Here is a 16704-nt window from a genome sequence, read left to right as displayed (position 1 = left end):
ATTGTGACCGAGAGGACGGGCTTCGCAGGAGTCGTGTCCTCTAGATGCCCCCGCCGAGTTCCTCGAGTGCCGCGGGGTCGGGGAGATGCACGATGCCCGCTTCATGTAATTCTACCACACCCGCCTTTTTGAGCTGGGTAAAAGTGCGGCTCACGGTTTCTACGGTGAGGCCCAGATAATCGGCGATATCCGCGCGGGTCATAGGAAGGATGACAGGATCAATTTCCCGTCCGGCGCGTACAGCGCGGCGGGATAGCATGAGGAGGAAGCTGGCGACGCGTTCGCGTGCGGTCTTACGTCCGAGCAAAAGCATCTGATCTTGCGCCGCCGCAAGTTCGTTGGAGGCTATTCCAAGAAGCCGCCGCTCCATTTCGGGAAAGTCGGTCAGAAGCTGTGAAAGCTTCCTGCGCGGGAACTGGCAAAAGCGCACCTGCGTAACCGCCTCGGCGCTGCAGCCATAATTCTCCTGGAAGGAGAGGCCAAGAAAGTCGCCAGCGGAGAGAAAACCGGTAATCTGTTGCCTACCGTCGGGCAGCAACTTGTACACTTTGACCGTACCTTCTGTGATATTGAAGAGGTAGTCCGCTGGGTCGCCTTCGGTGACAAATGTTCGATGCGGCTCAATCTCGTGCACCCTGGTGATCGCTGCAAGTCGGTCGAGATCGCAGTCATCAATCGCATCGCACACGCTGAGGACGCGGGCGGCGCATGTGGCACAGGGTTCTGGTATGTGCTTCTGACCGGGCGAGAGTGGCTCTGTCTTTCCAGCGCAAACGCTTCTCATAACCTGTTCCGATCCATCCAGATAATAACGCGGCGATTGAGCCACATCAAGGACGTTCCTCGCCTCCCGGCAGTATTGCTGGCTGCAGTGACGGAGTTGCGGATGCCGCAGCAGGCGAATTTTGAGAATGTGGTCAGCGTTGCTCCGCTTGAAAGAGAGCAAATTGCCCAAGCTTTTCCGCTGGTCCGGGCGGTCACGCCTGATCTAACATTCGACCAGTGGGCCCAAATCGCTGGATCGCTGACAATACCGGACAGTTACCATAGGCGCGGGATTCTGGCGGCAAGCGTGGCTTCTGGTCATCTCTACGGACTTTGCCTGTACCGGGTCGAACCGGTCCAAAAGCCTAAGCACCTCGTTGCGCACTATCTGGCAGCGTTCGGCGTCGGCCATTGCGCGCCAGTTCCACTGGCAATGGTCGGCGCCGTCGACAGCCTCGCGTGCCAACTTGACTGCGAGGGCGTGCAAAGCAGCGTTGCCGCGGGACAGCGCGGCGTACTCGCCTGCCTTGAGGCGGCAGGCCATCGCTCTCACCGAATAGAATTCTTCAAGGACTTTGTAAAACCTGCAAACAGTTCTGGGCTGGGTCCAAATACCGATTTAACCTGGCTCGAACGGTGGCGTCTGGACGTAGAGGCTCTCGGGCCCGCATCCGAAGAATGAATGCTGCCCTCTCCGGGCGTTTTATCTCGCCGTCACAAGCGCTTTATCTGTAAGATATCCGTTGCTCTCGCGTCTCTCTCAGAAGCACCCCGCGCGGGTGCTGGTGACATACCGCATAAGGCCGATACCGGCTCGAATTGGGGCGATTTCGACTGGTCGCGGCAGTTGCCCGTTCGGGCCGACCTTGAGAAGGACCGAATTTCGACATGATAAGAGCAGTCAGGATCTATCCGGGGAGAAAGACATGAACGCAACCAGCAAGACACGCGTGGCCGTCAACGGTTATGGCGTAATCGGCAAGCGCGTGGCCGACGCGGTTGCCCGGCAGGAAGACATGGAACTAGCGGGGGTTTCGGACATCAACGCCGACTGGCGATCGCGCATGGTGACGCAAAAAGGTTTCCGGCTCTATAGCGCAGCGAGCGAGCACAACGACGCGATGCGCGATAGCGGTCTCGATGTGACCGGAGCCCTGGACGATCTGCTCTCGGTGGCCGAAATCGTGGTGGATTGCACACCCAAACACGTTGCGGCCAGGAACGTCGAAATTTACCGTGAGAAGGGTATCAAATTCATCGTCCAGGGCGGTGAGAAACATGCGGTTACCGGGCATTCTTTCGTTGCCGAGGCGAGCTACGAAAGTGCGCTCGACCGCGACAGCACCCGCGTTGTTTCCTGCAACACGACCTCGATCGTCCGGACGTTGACGGCGCTCAAGCCTGCCGGCCTGCTCCACCGGGCGCGCGGCACGTTGCTGCGCCGGGCGACCGACCCGTGGGAGAGCCATCTCGGCGGCATCATGAATACGCTGGTCCCCGAACCCGAAATTCCGAGCCACCAGGGCCCGGATGCCCGGAGCGTCGATCCCGAACTCGATGTCATCACGATGGCAGTGAAGGTGCCCGAGACCCTGGCGCACCTGCATTACTGGGCGGTACAGCTGACGCGCCCTGCAGAAAAGGAGGAGGTACTCGAAGCCTTTCGGTCGTCAAGCCGCATCGCCCTTATTCGCATGGCGGACGGTTTGACGGCAATCAACACAGTGAAGGAGCTGATGGCCGATCTCGGCCGGCCTCACGATAACCTTTATGAGGTAGCTCTGTGGTCGGACATGCTGAAAGTGGAAGGCGACGAACTCTTCTACGGCTACATGGTCGACAACCAGGCGATCGTCATTCCCGAGACCATCGATGCGATCAGGGCTCTGGTCGGCAAAGTGCGCGATCCGAAAGAATCCATCGCCAAGACCAATGCCGCACTTGGCATCGGTGCGGTCACACAAGCACTGGGAGGCCAATGATGAAGATGAAGCATATCATGACGACGTCGGTGGTTTCGGTTACGCCGGAAACCTCGGTCCCGGAAGTTGCCCGGCTCCTGCTCGAGCGGCACATCAGCGCTGTGCCGGTGATCGGGTCTGACGGTCAGCTGGCGGGAATTGTGAGCGAAGGGGACCTGCTGCGCAGAACCGAGGATGGTAGCCATCCGCATGGTTCCTGGTGGTTGCGGCATTTCTCCAAGCGCGGAGCCAGCGCGGCGGATTACGTGAAGGCACGCGGACGTTTCGCCGCCGACGTGATGACGCGCGACGTCGTCACTGTCACGGAGGAAGCCTTGAGCAGCGAGGTGGCACACCTGCTCGAATCCAGGCGAATCAAGCGTGTTCCGGTCCTACGCGAGGATAAAGTGGTCGGCATTGTCAGCCGCGCCGATCTTATACGCGGACTTGCGGCGGGCAAGGACATGGTGCCTCCTCCCATGTCAGTCTCCGATGAGGCGATCCGCAAGCAGCTTCTTGACGAGATCGAGCAAGCGGATTGGGGGCCGTCCTATGGCATTAGCGTGATTGTTGCGAAGGGTATCGTGCAAATCTGGGGAATTGTGAATTCACAGGATCAGGTAGACGCGCTCCGAGTCGCCGCTGAGAATGTGCCAGGGGTTCTAGGTCTGGAGATGAACGTCGAACCGATGCCTCCCTATGCGTGGGGAGCATATGGCTGGGTGGTATAATAGTCTGGCGGAGAGCCTGAAGTGCCGAGGCAAATCTGCCTGATCAGCTTGACGAATTGCGCCGTTAGCCGCCTGCAAAGTGAGTCTTCAATCGGCTTTTCTGCAGCGATGTACACTGATGTCTGCACCATCCCTGCGATTTTACGGAGTCACTCATGAATCCAGTCGTTGAAGCCGTCACTGCGAGGATCGCCGAGCGCTCCAAGCCGCGCCGGGATGACTATCTTGCGTTCATTGACCGGCAGCTGAATGCAGGCCCCCGGCGCAGCACATTATCCTGCAGCAATCTGGCGCATGCATTCGCGGCATCGGGCGATGACAAGCAGACAATCTCTGCCGCTCGCGCAACCAATATTGGTCTTGTTACAGCGTATAATGACATGCTGTCCGCCCATGCGCCCTATTACCGGTATCCAGAGCAGATCAAGATCTTCGCACGGGAAGTCGGCGCAACCGCGCAAGTTGCGGGCGGGGCTCCCGCGATGTGCGATGGCGTGACCCAAGGGCAGGATGGCATGGAATTGTCGCTGTTCAGCCGCGATACGATCGCGCTTGCCGTTTCGGTAGGCCTCAGTCATGCCATGTTCGAGGGTGCGCTTCTCCTCGGTATCTGCGACAAGATCGTGCCGGGGCTTCTGATCGGCATGCTCCGTTTTGGCCATCTTCCCGCGATCCTCGTTCCCGCAGGGCCGATGCCGTCCGGCCTTCCCAACAAAGAGAAGGCGCGCGTTCGCCAACTCTTCGCGGAGGGCAAAGTGGGGCACGACGAACTGCTTGAGGCGGAAAGCGCCTCCTACCATGCGCCCGGCACCTGCACCTTTTACGGTACTGCCAATTCCAACCAGATGATGATGGAGGTGATGGGCCTCCACGTGCCAGGCGCGGCGTTCGTCAATCCTGGCACGAAGCTGCGGCAGGAGTTGACGCGCGCAGCGGTGCATCGCGTGACCGAGATTGGGGCGGGCGGAAACGACTATCGCCCGTTCGGACGCTGCGTAGACGAGAAAGCGATTGTCAATGCCGCAGTCGGGCTTCTCGCGACCGGTGGCTCGACAAATCACACGATCCATCTGCCCGCCATCGCCCGGGCCGCAGGGATAGAGATTGACTGGAGCGACCTTGAGGAGTTGAGCGCAGCCGTACCGCTCATTGCGCAGGTCTATCCGAACGGGGCCGGCGATGTGAACGGATTCCAAGCGGCTGGCGGCATGGCCTATGTCACTCGTGAGCTCATCCAATCGGGCCATCTCCACCGGGATCTATTGACGGTCTGGACCAGCGACCTTGGTGCCTATACCGAGCAGCCGGTGTTGGAAGGCGATGTGCTCGTCTGGCGCGCCGGGCCGCAGGAAAGCGGCAATGTCGACATGCTGAAACCCGCCAGTGCGCCGTTCTTCCCCGATGGCGGCATACGGCTCCTTCAGGGCAATCTTGGGCGCTGCGTCATGAAGACGAGTGCAGTCGATCCTGAGCGCTGGACAATCGAGGCATCGGCACGCGTGTTTTCAAATCAGGATGACGTGGTGATGGCTTTCGAGGCGGGTGAGCTCGACCGCGACACGGTCGTCGTCGTACGTTTTCAGGGACCGCGCGCGAACGGTATGCCCGAACTGCACAAACTCCTTCCCCCGCTAGGTGTTCTGCAGGATCGTGGATTCAGAATTGCACTCGTGACCGATGGGCGGATGTCGGGTGCGTCCGGCAAAGTGCCTTCAGCAATCCACGTCTCGCCCGAAGCACTCGGCGGCGGCCCGCTCGCGCGATTGCGCGACGGCGACCTTGTTCGCCTCTCGGCGGACGATGGTCTGCTGGCGGCTCTGGTAAGCGAGCCGGAATGGGAACGACGGGAGCCTGTTGCGCCGCCACAAGAGCACCCAGGTCTTGGCCGCGAGCTGTTCGCCATGATGCGTCTCCATGCCGACGAGGCGGAAAAGGGTAGTTCGGCGATGCTGGCCCTTGCCGGGCTATAAGGAAGTGGGTTCCATGTTTCATGCCTTGAAGGAACAAACGGTGGAGTAATCGGCCATGATAATAGTGGGTTGGATCACCGTTCGACTACAGCGCGTGATACCCGACGAGCCCGTTGCCCGATGAGGCGGACGGACAGGAAAGATATGAACATTCGCACGATCCGCACCCGTCCTTTTGCGGATCAACGACCTGGCACGTCAGGCCTTCGCAAGAAGGTATCCGTCTTCCAGCAGCCGCATTATCTAGAGAATTTCATACAGTCGATCTTCGATGCTGTCGGTGGCTCTCATGGCCAGACCCTCGTCGTCGGCGGCGACGGTCGGTACTACAACCGGCGCGCAACTCAAACTGTGATCAAGATGGCCGCGGCACACGGCTTTGACCGTATCGTCGTCGGCCGTGAAGGGCTGTTGTCGACGCCGGCCGCCTCCAATCTTATTCGTATGCGCGGCGCCTTCGGCGGTCTGATCCTCTCGGCAAGCCACAACCCCGGCGGCCCCGATGGCGATTTCGGGATCAAGTATAATGCTTCGAACGGTGGCCCGGCACCGGAGAATCTCACCGAAGCGATTTATGCACTGAGCCAGAAGATCGCTTCTTATCGTATCATCGATGCGCCGGATGTTGATATCGACCGCATCGGTATATCCAGTCTCGGCGGTACTACGATTGAGATCGTCGATCCTGTCAGCGAATACGCAGCGCTCATGGAGACTCTTTTCGATTTCGATCGCCTTCGGGAATTTCTCGGGAGCGGCGGCTTCCGAATGCGGTTCGACGCCATGCATGCAGCTACGGGTCCTTATGCACGCGCAATCCTTGAGGACCGTCTCGGTGCTCCGGCCGGAACCGTCGTCAACGGCGTGCCGTTGCCGGACTTCGGCGGCGTCAAGCCAGATCCGAACCTGGCTCGGGCCCGGGAACTGGTTGAGATCATGTATGGTGTCGGCGGACCTGATTTCGGGGCCGCCTCGGACGGAGATGGTGATCGCAACATGATCCTGGGTCGCGGATTCTTCGTGACTCCGAGCGACAGCCTGGCCGTTCTTGCCGCAAATGCGCATCTCGCACCGGGCTACCGTGCGGGCCTCGTCGGCGTCGCGCGCTCGATGCCGACGAGTCGCGCGCTCGACCGGGTCGCCGATGATCTCGGCATTCCCTGCTTCGAAACGCCGACTGGCTGGAAGTTTTTTGGTAATCTGCTGGATGCCGGCAAGATAACGCTATGCGGCGAAGAGAGTTTTGGGACGGGCTCGGATCACATCCGCGAAAAGGATGGCTTATGGGCCGTCTTGCTGTGGCTGACTATCCTGGCGGAGCGGCGGCAACCATTGGCCCAGATCGTTCAAGATCACTGGCGACGATATGGGCGTCACTTTTATGCCCGGCACGACTACGAAGCGCTCGATGTCGCGGCCGCCAATGCCCTTATGGATTCATTGGGCGGGCGGATCGGCGAGTTGAACGGACGCCAGCTTGGCGGGTCGATGGTTCATTTTGCCGACGACTTCAGCTATTCAGATCCCGTCGATCACCGTCTGACGCCGCATCAGGGCATTCGGCTACTGTTCGAGGACGGCTCTCGCATCATCTATCGACTATCCGGTACCGGGAGCAGCGATGCTGCCTTGCGGCTTTATTTGGAACGCTACGAACCGGATTTGCAGCGCCAGGGCCAGGATGTGCAATCGGCGTTGACCGAGCTTACGGCGATCGCGCGCGATTTTGCTGAAATCCCCAAGCGACTTGGGCGAGAAGAGCCTTCCGTCATAACCTGAGCAGACTTGACTGGCTCTACTAGCGGCTCACTCCCCGACGCCTTCTGGCCCAACGAGTGTGCAAATGCCAATGGCGGAATCCAAGCATTCGGCTGACCCGGTGACGGCTGATGCCGGCGGCGAACTTTGGTCCCAAGCGCTTCCCTGTGCCAATAAGCCTTGACGCGCCAGAACATTCCCTCAGGTAGTTACTACAAACTGGCCCATCATCCCCGCGTCCTCGTGTTCAAGGATATGGCAATGATACATGTAGGGAAGTTCGGGATCGGTATTCTGCTCGAAGCGGAGCAACAGCCGCACCGTCTCTCCAGGATTGACCACGACCGTATCCTTGAACCCCGTTTCGAGAGGCGGGGGCGCCCGGCCGCCGCGATCAAGAATGCGGAATTGGGCATTATGGATATGAAAGGGATGAGCCATCATCGAGGCGTTCTCGACCTCCCAGATCTCCCACTGGCCGATCGGCACGCGCTCATCGATGCGAGCCATGTTCATCGATCTTCCGTTGATGGTGAAACCGCTCATCATCCCCATTCCCATTCCAAGAACGAAGCGGCGTGTCGCAACGGCGAGTGCCGGGTCTGGCGCTGCAAAGCTTGTTAGTTCGGATGGAAGCGGTTCGCCCTTGCGCCGATCCTCGGCCGGGACAATGGAAAGGACGGCGAACTGGTCAGCTCGTAAGGCATCACCACGTTGACCGCGCATTATACCCCCCATTCCCATCATTCTGCCACCGCCCATCATTCCCATATTGCTGACACTGTCAGCGACAAGATCGATAGGGCGATCGTCCACGAGGTCGATCACGATTTGCGCGCGTTCGCCGGGAGCAAGTCGGACACGGCTCGCCCGAAATGGCCTCTTAAGCAGACCACCGTCGCTCGCAATCAGATCGAAAGTCTGTCCATTGCGGAAGGCAAATTCGTAAAAACGGGCATTGGAGCCGTTAAGCAAGCGCAGCCGCAGTTTGTTCGAGCGCGCTTCAAAAACTGGTTCATGAGTGCCGTTTACGAGCAGGACATCGCCAATCATGCCCATCATCCCGTTTTGCATGTTGCTTGAGTAGACAAGTGAGCCGTCGCTCGCGAAAGTCCGATCCTGCACCACCAGTGGTATATCGTCGACGCCGTACTCTGAGGGCAGGCCGAGAGCATCCTCTTCTTCGTCGCGGACATAAATGGGCGCGGCAAGTCCAGCATAGACCTGCGGTCCAGACCGGCGCAGCGCATGCGAATGGCACCAATAGAGTGAGGCGCGCTGCCGCACCTCAAAGGCAGCCGACCAACTGGCGCCGGGGGCGATCGTCTGGTGCGGCCCACCATCGGCAGACGCGGGCAGTTCGAAACCATGCCAGTGGAGAGTTGCATGTTCGCCAAGCTCGTTCTTGACCAACATGCGCACGCGATCCCCGCGGTGCATTTGCAGAGTAGGACCGAGATAGGACTGATTGATGCCGATGGTCGGAGTTTGAACGCCTTCAAAGAACGAGGTTGTGCCCCGCTTCAAGACCAGATCGAAGACCCGCTGGCCAGAAATTTGCTTTCCTTGCTCTAGCGGCGGAATCGTTAAGGGGCGGCGATCCAATGCGAGTGTCGCAGCCTTCCGCGTGTCGGAAAGCGCGTCGCACCCGCTCAGGGGACCGATTGCGAGCGCCGACGCTGCCCCGCCGAAGAGATGCAAGGCCCGGCGGCGGGTGAGTATGTCTGCCATTGCTTGCCTCACTTCAACGCGAAATAACCAATCAGGGTGTTCCCAGAACTTCGACCGTTGTTGACGATCTTGTGGGGCGGGGTAAAAACTAAGCCAAGCTCATAACGTACATAATCTTGAGCGTCGCTAACAGAAAGATCGGCAGCATGAAGGCGATTGTGGCGTTATAAGTGAAGTCCATCAAACCTCACCCCTCCTTTGCCTTGGCAACCGCAATCTCGGCCATTTGGGCAAAAAGCCCCTTACCGGAGACAGACTGACCACTGCGGATCTGCTCGTTGGCAAATGCCCGCCAGATATCGCCAAGAGTAGTGGCGTCGGCATTACCGGTCACAACAGCTGCTTTGCTCATATCTCATCCTAGAGGCATGAGGTAGTAACCAGGTCCAAGACTTTTCTCTCGGTCCTACTCCAGCAGCTTCACTCCAAAATGAATTAGGATTCCAAGACCCGCTAGGAGAAATAACGAGACAAAAATTGTTTTGATCATAGCGGCGCGGCGGTTTTCCATGGAATGTGTTTCCCTCTTTTCTGCAGACTCGCAAGGCCTCGCCCGCACTCTGTCCTCCGACGACGGCCAACGCGCATGTGGCAGCTCGAAATTGCAGCAGTTCCTTACTCTTCGCAGAATCGCCCCGCTCCCGCATGACTGAGAGATAGACGGATTCGACGAGAAGACCGAGGATAGTCCAAGCGCCGCGCAAAAAACAATTTAAGGATCGGAACGGTATTTGATCACGATGAAGGCAGTCAAAATCAGCCACCTCCACCAATCTGAGTGTCTGAGATAAAACGGCAGGGAACAGTCAAGGGCTGACACTGCCTGCCATCTGGGCTTGCGCGATCCGGACTTAGGCAAGAGAGACGAGGTGGCGCGGTTCTCCCCGCCCGAACGCCTCGATATTCTCTACCGTAGTCTCGATGATGCGCCGGACAGCACTCTGAGTGTTGTAGGCAATATGCGGCGTCACAATCACGTTCGGGAAGCGCAGGAGAACGTGATTGGCGACGAGCGCCTTCAGATCGTAGCCGTCGGTCGAGGTCTCGCGAAAGATCTGCGCTTCCTCGCGCACCAGGGGCTCCTGAGGCAGGACGTCGAGCCCTGCCGCTTTAACCCTGCCGTCGGACAGCGCCCGCACCAGTGCTGGGACATCGACGATATTGCCCCGTGCGGTGTTGATGAGGATGACGTCCGGCTTCATTAGAGCGAACTCGCGATCGGATATGAGACTCGCGGTTCCGGCGGTCGCCGGCACGTGGAGTGTCAGCGCATCCGCACCTGCGAGAACCTCGTCTAAATCGGCATAACGAAACCCGAGTTGTGTTGCCGCGTCTTCATCCGGATAGAGATCGTATGCCACGACATCCATGCCAAGACCGCGCGCAATCTCAATCGCACGGCGCCCGATACGACCAGTCCCGATGACGCCGAGCGTCTTGCCGCGCAGTTCGAAACCGCGCAGCCCGGTCTGAGAGAAATCGCCGCGTCGCGTACGCTCTACCGACTCGACCAGATTGCGCGCGACGGCCAGGAGCAGGGCGAAGGCATGTTCCGCCACGGTCGAATCGCCATAGTCGGGTACGTTCGCTACCGCGACACCGTGCGCCTTGCACCAGTCCAAATCGATATGATCGTATCCGGTAGATCGGGTTGCGATCAGCTTGAGACGCGGGAACTGGGTCAGCACATCGGCACCGAGCTGCGAGTTCACGAAGGTGCTTACGATTTCTGTGGAAGCGTAGGGCGCGGCCGTATGTGGGTCGAGGCGCTCGCGTGTGCATTCGACCTCATGCTGGGGTTCAAGCCGCAGACAGGCTTGGTGTTCCCACTCTTCTGTCTCGAACACGACGACCTTCATGACGCAGTACCGGGTTCGGAGGTTGTTTGCGCCGGAGCGGTATCCAGCCGCTGCTCCACTTGTGCAACGTTGCGAAGCGTGGTGACGAAGCTGTCGGGGTTGAGCGAGATCGAATCGATGCCTTCTTCAACCAGAAACGCGGCGTATTCGGGATAATTGCTGGGGGCTTGGCCGCAGATGCCGATCTTGATGCCGGCGGCGTGCGCCTGGACGATCGCTTCGCGGATCGCACGCTTGACCGCCTCATTGCGCTCATCGAACAGCGGTGCGAGATCGCTCGAGTCCCGATCTACCCCGAGTACGAGCTGGGTGAGATCATTGGAACCGATCGAGAAACCGTCGAAGCGCTGTGCGAACTCTTTGGCAAGGAAGACATTGGCGGGAATCTCGCACATCATGTAGATCTCGAGGCCGTCCCGGCCGGGCTCGAGTCCGTTCTCTTTCATCACGGCAAGCACGCGATCAGCCTCCTCGAGCGTGCGGCAGAATGGCACCATGACGATAACGTTCTCAAGGCCGATCCTTTCGCGCACCGTCTTGAGCGCACGGCATTCCAGCGCAAAACCCTCGCGATAGCGCTCGTCGTAATAGCGCGAGGCACCGCGCCAGCCGAGCATCGGGTTTTCCTCTTCGGGCTCGAAGGCGGCGCCGCCAATAAGGTGGGCATATTCGTTGGACTTGAAGTCGCTCAAGCGCACGATCACGGGGTGCGGGTGGTAGGGTGTCGCGAGTTTGGCGATTCCCAGCGCCAGCGTCTCGACAAAGAAGTCCACGGGGTCATCGTAGCCGCGCGTGCGCTGGCGGATCTCGCGCCGTGCCTCTGGATCGGCCACGCGGTCGGGATGGATCAGCGCCATGGGATGGATCTTGATTAGATTGTTGATGATGAACTCCATCCGCGCAAGGCCGACCCCCCGCGCAGGCAGGCGCCACCAGCGGAATGCGGCGGCGGGGCTGGCGATATTCACCAGCATCGCGGTTCGGGTTTCGGGCAGATCGGAAACATCCACCTCCGATGACTCGAACTCCAGGATGCCCTCGTAGACGACGCCCCGGTCACCCTCGGCGCACGATAGGGTAATCTCCTGTCCGTCACGCAGCAATTCGGTGCCGTGGCCGGTGCCGACGATGGCGGGCACTCCCAGCTCGCGGCTGACGATGGCGGCGTGGCTGGTGGTGCCCCCATGATCGGTGATGATGCCGGCTGCCTTCTTCATGATCGGTACCCAGTCCGGGTCCGTCATACCGGTTACCAGGATGGCGCCCTCGCGGAAGGTGTCGATGTCGGCGGCGCTGCGAATGGCGCAGACTTGACCCGAGGCAATCGCTTCGCCGATCGCCGCGCCGGTGATGATCGGCTTTCCCTTTGTTTTCAGGCGATAGCTCTTGATATGACCGGTTTGACGGGACGACTGCACCGTCTCCGGCCGCGCCTGAACCATGTAAAGCTCGCCGGTCTCTCCGTCCTTGGCCCATTCCATGTCCATCGGCCGGCCGTAGTGATCCTCGATCGTCGCGGCCCAGCGGCCCAGCTCCAGTATCTCGTCCTCTCTGAGGACGAAAGCCTGGCGCTCTTTCTGGGTGGTGGCGACCGTTGCGGTGCGGGTGCTGCCGCCGGTCGCATAAATCATCTTGGTCTCTTTGGCGCCCAGAGTCTTCTCGATGATGGGCGTGTAGCGCCGGTCGTCGAGCAATGGCTTGAACACGAGGTACTTGTCGGGGTCGACCGCGCCCTGAACGACGGTTTCGCCGAGACCCCATGCGGCGCTGATCACGGCGACTCCGGGAAATCCAGTTTCCGTGTCGATCGAAAACATGACCCCCGACCCTGCCAGGTCGGAGCGCACCATCCGCTGAACGCCGATCGACAACGCGACTTCCAGATGATCAAACCCCTGGGTTTCGCGATAGCTGATCGCGCGATCGGTAAACAGCGATGCATAGCACCGCCGGCAAGCGTCGAGCAGCGCGCGTTCGCCGCGCACATTGAGGAAGGTCTCCTGCTGGCCGGCAAAGCTCGCTTGGGGCAGGTCTTCAGCGGTCGCGCTCGAGCGCACAGCAACGCTGATCTCGGCCTGGCCGCTGCGGCGGGAAAGCTCGCGATAGGCATCCCGGATTTCCTCGGCGATCGCCTCCGGGAATTCTCCGTCGAGAAACAGCCGGCGGATCGTTTCGCCCGCTTCGTGCAGCGATGTTTGTTCGTTTTTCAATGCCTCAACGCGGGCGCGCAGCTCCGGCTCAATATTGTTGGCAGCCACGTATTCGCGGAAAGCGGCGGCAGTTGTCGCAAAGCCGCCCGGCACACGCACCCCCTTATCCTTGAGTGTGCGTACCATCTCGCCAAGAGAGGCGTTCTTGCCGCCGACGCGGGGAACGTCGCCTACGTTCAGGGTCTCAAACCAGGCTATGCGTTTTTCCGTCATCGATGGGCTCCTTGCGTACACGGTCAGAAAGGTTGCCTCCTGACCAAATTATTCGCGTCCGACCGCGCTTACGGCAAAACCGGAGATCTCTCTCCTGAGATGCTCTCGAAAGCAGAGGTAGCGTTTTTCCCTGAGAAGGACGCTGCTCACCAAACGATCTTACAGTGCGGTGCCAATCCTGGCACAGGGCGAAATCGTTCCAATCCAGGCCAGCGCGCGGTCCGAACTGACGTTCGAGCCAGGCGGAGGAATGCCGCCGAAATGGATGAAGGCGATGAAACGGTAAGGAATGGATCGCTTTGACGTCTCTTTCACACAGAGTCGGAAATGCAGTCAGTTTGTCATCGAGACGAGCAACGTAGAAGGGGTGGCGAGAATGGTGCTCAATCCGCTGCCTGGCTTTGACGCATTACGCATCCTGAGGGCGAGGCTTGGCAGATCGGTATTGATCAAGGGCCGCGGGTTTGAAAAGCGGCCCGCTTGAGGAGCACATCGAATGAAGAGAACGATAACCGGGCTCAAAGCTGGCGAAATTCTCGATTCCCGCGGCTGGCCTACGGTCAAGGTGACGGTCCGCCTGGAGGGCGGCACGGTTGCGAGTGCATCGGTCCCTTCGGGAGCATCGACGGGTCAGTTCGAGGCCCATGAACTTCGCGACGGCGATAGCGCGCGCTATGCAGGTCGCGGGGTATTGAAGGCCGTCGAAAATATCGAACGCGAAATTGCGCCCGCCCTCATCGGAATAGATGCTGTGCGGCAGCCGGAAATCGACCGGCTGATGTGTGAGCTTGACGGAACTGAGAACAAAGCGCGGCTCGGTGCCAACGCTATCCTGGGCGTTTCGCTGGCGGTCGCCCGCGCCTCTGCTCAGTCAATGGAAATGCCGCTCTACCAGTATCTCGGAGGTTCCACGGCGCGGCGTCTCCCGGTTCCTATGATGAACATCATCAACGGTGGCAAGCACGCCGCCAATGGACTCCAGATGCAGGAGTTCATGATCGTGCCGCACGGCGCGCCGACCTACAGTGAAGCGCTGCGCTTCGGTTCGGAAACCTATCATGCGCTGAAGGGGCTTCTCGAACAGGACGGCTTTGCCACAGGCGTAGGCGACGAAGGCGGGTTCGCGCCCCGCCTGAAAAACGAGCGTGAGGCGTTGGAACTGATCGTGCGAGCAATCGAAAAGGCGGGCTACGAACCTGGCCGACAGATCGCGATCGCTCTGGATCCCGCTGCGACATCTTTTTTTGGAGATGATGGATATGCTCTGCCCGGACTGGGCCCATCGAGCATATCGAGCGACGACCTTCTGGCGGTATACGCTGATTGGATAACTGCCTTCCCGATCGTCTCGATTGAGGATGGCTTTGCGGAAAGCGACTGGTCCGCCTTTGCCAAACAGACCGCCGCAGTGGGAGACCGTATCCAGATTGTCGGCGATGACCTGTATGTCACCAACCCGCGCTTCATCCGTCGTGGGATCGACGAGAAGGCGACCAACGCTGTTTTGATCAAGCCCAATCAGATAGGCACTGTGACCGAGACGGTGGCAGCAATCGAACTCTGCCGGCGAGCTGGCCTGCGCTATAAATTTTCCCATCGCTCCGGCGAGACGGAGGATGATTTTGTCGCTGATTTTGCTGTTGCGATGACCGGTGGTCAATTCAAAGGTGGGGCACCCTGCCGGGGCGAGCGGCTCGCCAAGTACAATCGCTTGCTGGAAATCGAACGCGAGCTCGGCGCCGAAGCCCTCTTCTCATCGCCTTTCGTCGCATAAGAATTGTCAGGCGCATGGTTTGCCAGTGGTTCGAAGTGACGGTCCTCCATGAAACGGGGAAGCCATTTTGATCAGACATCTCCCGGTTTAAGTAACGGCGAGGACCTCGACCAGGTCAGGTGCTCGTATACGCTTGCCCAGTAGAGGCCAAAAGCACCCCCGAATAGCAGTTCTTCAATCGGTATTCCGGCAGGCAGCAATCCTGATAGGGCCGGCAGGTTCCAGACCTCTTCAATATAGTTCGGCGTGGTTATCCGAAGTCCGAGGATGAAAATTGTGTAGAAGACGAGGAACAGAAGCCCACCAATCAACGTCTTGGCGAAGAGATCCGGGCGGCACCATATGGCAGCGCCAGCGCCTGCCGCCATTGCAACGACCGCCGGATATATCGGGTTCCAGCCAAGGGTCATGAGCGGCACGAAGAAAAGCACCGGTGTCGCCAGCGCAAGACGGTGTAAGCGGTGCCGGTCATGGAAGCCGGCGGGCGCCGTCACCTGACGGGTCATCAGATTATACAGCACCACGCCAATGCCACCTATGCTGAACGAGAAGATGATACTTTCAAGGTCAAAGCCGGTCTTTTGGGCGAGATCGAACAGGCTGGGAGGATCCCAGTACTCAGGCACGAATAAAGGCTCGCTCAAGCCGAGTGGCGCCGTGCCAAGCGCGCCCCGAAACATAAGCTTTCTGTGCGGGGGAAATGCGAAGTAGATCAGGGCGAATGCCAAAAGGAAGGCCAGCGACCACGTCAACCAGACAAAATCGTGGGACCAATTCACGCCCTGTGTCTGACATTCTCGGGCACGTCAGCAAGTGCCTGTCTCTCATGATCAGTAATGTAGTCACGCGTAAGTGGCACCGCGTCCCGGCGATGGGCGAGTTGCAACTGAAAAACCATCAACGGACCTTCGCGAAACAGCATTTCGCAGGCAGCGAGGTAAAATTCCCACATCCGGCAAAAGCGCTCGTCGTAGATTTCGGCCGCTTGCGCGCGCCGCTCCTGAAAGCGATCATGCCAATGGCGCAGCGTTTCGGCATAATGCACCCTCAAGATCTCGATGTCGGTGATCCACAGGCCCGCCTTTTCGACTGTCGCGATCATTTCCGAAAGCGCAGGGATGTAGCCGCCGGGGAAGATATATTTGCTGATCCAGGGATCGGCACCTCCGGGCGGTTCCATGCGCCCGATCGAATGGATCAGGGCCACGCCGTCAGGTTTGAGCCTGCTTCCTACCGTTTGGAAGAAAGTCGAATAGTCTTGCGGTCCTACATGCTCGAACATGCCGACCGAAACGATACGATCGAACGTGCCTTCGGTCTCCCGGTAGTCCTTGAGTTCGAACCGAACCTGGTGGGAGAGACCGGCTGCCTCGGCGCGCGCACCTGCTGCGGCCAATTGTTCGGTCGACAGCGTGATCCCGGTTACATTGGCGTTTGCCGATTGCGCGAGTTCGAGCGCAAGACCACCCCAGCCCGAACCGATATCGAGTACCTCGCAGCCCGGCTCGAGCAGCAGCTTTGCCGCAATGTGTCGTTTTTTGGCAGCTTGTGCGTCGTCGAGAGTTTGCCCGGCGTCCGTAAAATAGGCACATGAATACTGGCGATCCTGATCAAGGAACAGATCATAGAGCGCGCCCGCCAGATCATAGTGATGGGCCACGTTTCTTTGCGAGCGGCGCCGATGATTGCGTTGACTTTGGCCTCGCGCGAATTTTGCGCGCGCGCGCTGAAC

The 16704-nt window shown here is 59.4% G+C and carries 13 protein-coding genes; 6 read left to right on the top strand and 7 right to left on the bottom strand.

Annotation, left to right across the window (positions count from 1 at the left end):
* Positions 1-40: 40 nt before the first annotated feature.
* Positions 41-634, bottom strand: a complete 594-nt coding sequence (locus tag JI59_RS04710) for a helix-turn-helix domain-containing protein (RefSeq protein WP_203226080.1) — start codon at positions 632-634, stop codon at positions 41-43.
* Between JI59_RS04710 and JI59_RS26665 the strand changes: the two genes are divergently transcribed.
* The 5 genes from JI59_RS26665 to JI59_RS04685 all read left to right on the top strand — a co-directional run bounded on the left by JI59_RS26665 (position 614) and on the right by JI59_RS04685 (position 7206).
* On the top strand, positions 614-1447 hold the full coding sequence (locus tag JI59_RS26665; protein ID WP_161601691.1) for a hypothetical protein: 834 nt from the start codon (positions 614-616) through the stop codon (positions 1445-1447). The two genes, JI59_RS04710 and JI59_RS26665, sit on opposite strands and share 21 nt — an antisense overlap.
* 244 nt (positions 1448-1691) lie before the next feature.
* Complete coding sequence (locus JI59_RS04700; protein ID WP_038575541.1) at positions 1692-2747, top strand: type II glyceraldehyde-3-phosphate dehydrogenase; 1056 nt, start codon at positions 1692-1694, stop codon at positions 2745-2747.
* The gene (locus tag JI59_RS04695) at positions 2747-3457 is read left to right on the top strand and encodes a CBS domain-containing protein (RefSeq protein ID WP_038576994.1); all 711 of its coding nucleotides are present in this window, start codon (positions 2747-2749) and stop codon (positions 3455-3457) included. The genes JI59_RS04700 and JI59_RS04695 overlap by 1 nt, the downstream gene beginning before the upstream one ends.
* A gap of 155 nt (positions 3458-3612) precedes the next feature.
* A complete protein-coding gene (edd, locus tag JI59_RS04690; RefSeq protein ID WP_007013939.1) occupies positions 3613-5427 on the top strand; it encodes a phosphogluconate dehydratase in 1815 nt (604 codons plus the stop codon).
* A 144-nt stretch (positions 5428-5571) separates the two neighbouring features.
* Positions 5572-7206, top strand: a complete 1635-nt coding sequence (locus JI59_RS04685) for an alpha-D-glucose phosphate-specific phosphoglucomutase (RefSeq protein ID WP_007013940.1) — start codon at positions 5572-5574, stop codon at positions 7204-7206.
* Positions 7207-7386: 180 nt separating this feature from the next.
* Here the strand turns inward: JI59_RS04685 and JI59_RS04680 are convergent, their stop codons facing one another.
* The 4 genes from JI59_RS04680 to ppsA all read right to left on the bottom strand — a co-directional run bounded on the left by JI59_RS04680 (position 7387) and on the right by ppsA (position 13198).
* Positions 7387-8916: a multicopper oxidase family protein gene (locus JI59_RS04680; protein WP_007013941.1), complete on the bottom strand. Its 1530-nt coding sequence runs from the start codon at positions 8914-8916 to the stop codon at positions 7387-7389.
* A 187-nt stretch (positions 8917-9103) separates the two neighbouring features.
* The gene (locus JI59_RS27045) at positions 9104-9268 is read right to left on the bottom strand and encodes a hypothetical protein (protein WP_153811639.1); all 165 of its coding nucleotides are present in this window, start codon (positions 9266-9268) and stop codon (positions 9104-9106) included.
* Between the two features lie 499 nt (positions 9269-9767).
* Positions 9768-10775 carry a hydroxyacid dehydrogenase gene (locus tag JI59_RS04675; RefSeq protein ID WP_038575539.1) on the bottom strand — a complete coding sequence of 336 codons (1008 nt, stop codon included), beginning with the start codon at positions 10773-10775 and terminating at the stop codon, positions 9768-9770.
* A complete protein-coding gene (gene ppsA / locus JI59_RS04670; RefSeq protein ID WP_007013944.1) occupies positions 10772-13198 on the bottom strand; it encodes a phosphoenolpyruvate synthase in 2427 nt (808 codons plus the stop codon). Before ppsA ends, JI59_RS04675 begins: the two co-directional genes overlap by 4 nt.
* 496 nt (positions 13199-13694) lie before the next feature.
* Between ppsA and eno the strand changes: the two genes are divergently transcribed.
* Positions 13695-14972, top strand: a complete 1278-nt coding sequence (gene eno, locus JI59_RS04665; protein ID WP_007013946.1) for a phosphopyruvate hydratase — start codon at positions 13695-13697, stop codon at positions 14970-14972.
* A gap of 71 nt (positions 14973-15043) precedes the next feature.
* On the opposite strand, the gene JI59_RS04660 is transcribed toward eno, so the two are convergent.
* Together JI59_RS04660 and JI59_RS04655 are read right to left on the bottom strand one after the other, a co-directional pair.
* On the bottom strand, positions 15044-15751 hold the full coding sequence (locus JI59_RS04660) for a lycopene cyclase domain-containing protein (protein WP_007013947.1): 708 nt from the start codon (positions 15749-15751) through the stop codon (positions 15044-15046).
* Positions 15748-16632: an SAM-dependent methyltransferase gene (locus JI59_RS04655; protein WP_274378220.1), complete on the bottom strand. Its 885-nt coding sequence runs from the start codon at positions 16630-16632 to the stop codon at positions 15748-15750. Before JI59_RS04655 ends, JI59_RS04660 begins: the two co-directional genes overlap by 4 nt.
* Positions 16633-16704: the final 72 nt, after the last annotated feature.

Source organism: Novosphingobium pentaromativorans US6-1 (assembly GCF_000767465.1).
Classification (GTDB): Bacteria; Pseudomonadota; Alphaproteobacteria; order Sphingomonadales; family Sphingomonadaceae; genus Novosphingobium; species Novosphingobium pentaromativorans.
The sequence above is the reverse complement of the archived record's forward strand: the minus strand, read 5'-3'. Positions and strand labels throughout refer to the sequence as shown.

Bases quoted from the DNA above. Each gene is read 5' to 3' on its own strand.
- JI59_RS26665 (WP_161601691.1), top strand. From the start codon at position 614: ATGCGGCTCAATCTCGTGCACCCTGGTGATCGCTGCAAGTCGGTCGAG.
- JI59_RS04700 (WP_038575541.1), top strand. From the start codon at position 1,692: ATGAACGCAACCAGCAAGACACGCGTGGCCGTCAACGGTTATGGCGTA.
- JI59_RS04695 (WP_038576994.1), top strand. From the start codon at position 2,747: ATGAAGATGAAGCATATCATGACGACGTCGGTGGTTTCGGTTACGCCG.
- edd (WP_007013939.1), top strand. From the start codon at position 3,613: ATGAATCCAGTCGTTGAAGCCGTCACTGCGAGGATCGCCGAGCGCTCC.
- JI59_RS04685 (WP_007013940.1), top strand. From the start codon at position 5,572: ATGAACATTCGCACGATCCGCACCCGTCCTTTTGCGGATCAACGACCT.
- JI59_RS04680 (WP_007013941.1), bottom strand. From the start codon at position 8,916: ATGGCAGACATACTCACCCGCCGCCGGGCCTTGCATCTCTTCGGCGGG.
- JI59_RS27045 (WP_153811639.1), bottom strand. From the start codon at position 9,268: ATGAGCAAAGCAGCTGTTGTGACCGGTAATGCCGACGCCACTACTCTT.
- JI59_RS04675 (WP_038575539.1), bottom strand. From the start codon at position 10,775: ATGAAGGTCGTCGTGTTCGAGACAGAAGAGTGGGAACACCAAGCCTGT.
- ppsA (WP_007013944.1), bottom strand. From the start codon at position 13,198: ATGACGGAAAAACGCATAGCCTGGTTTGAGACCCTGAACGTAGGCGAC.
- eno (WP_007013946.1), top strand. From the start codon at position 13,695: ATGAAGAGAACGATAACCGGGCTCAAAGCTGGCGAAATTCTCGATTCC.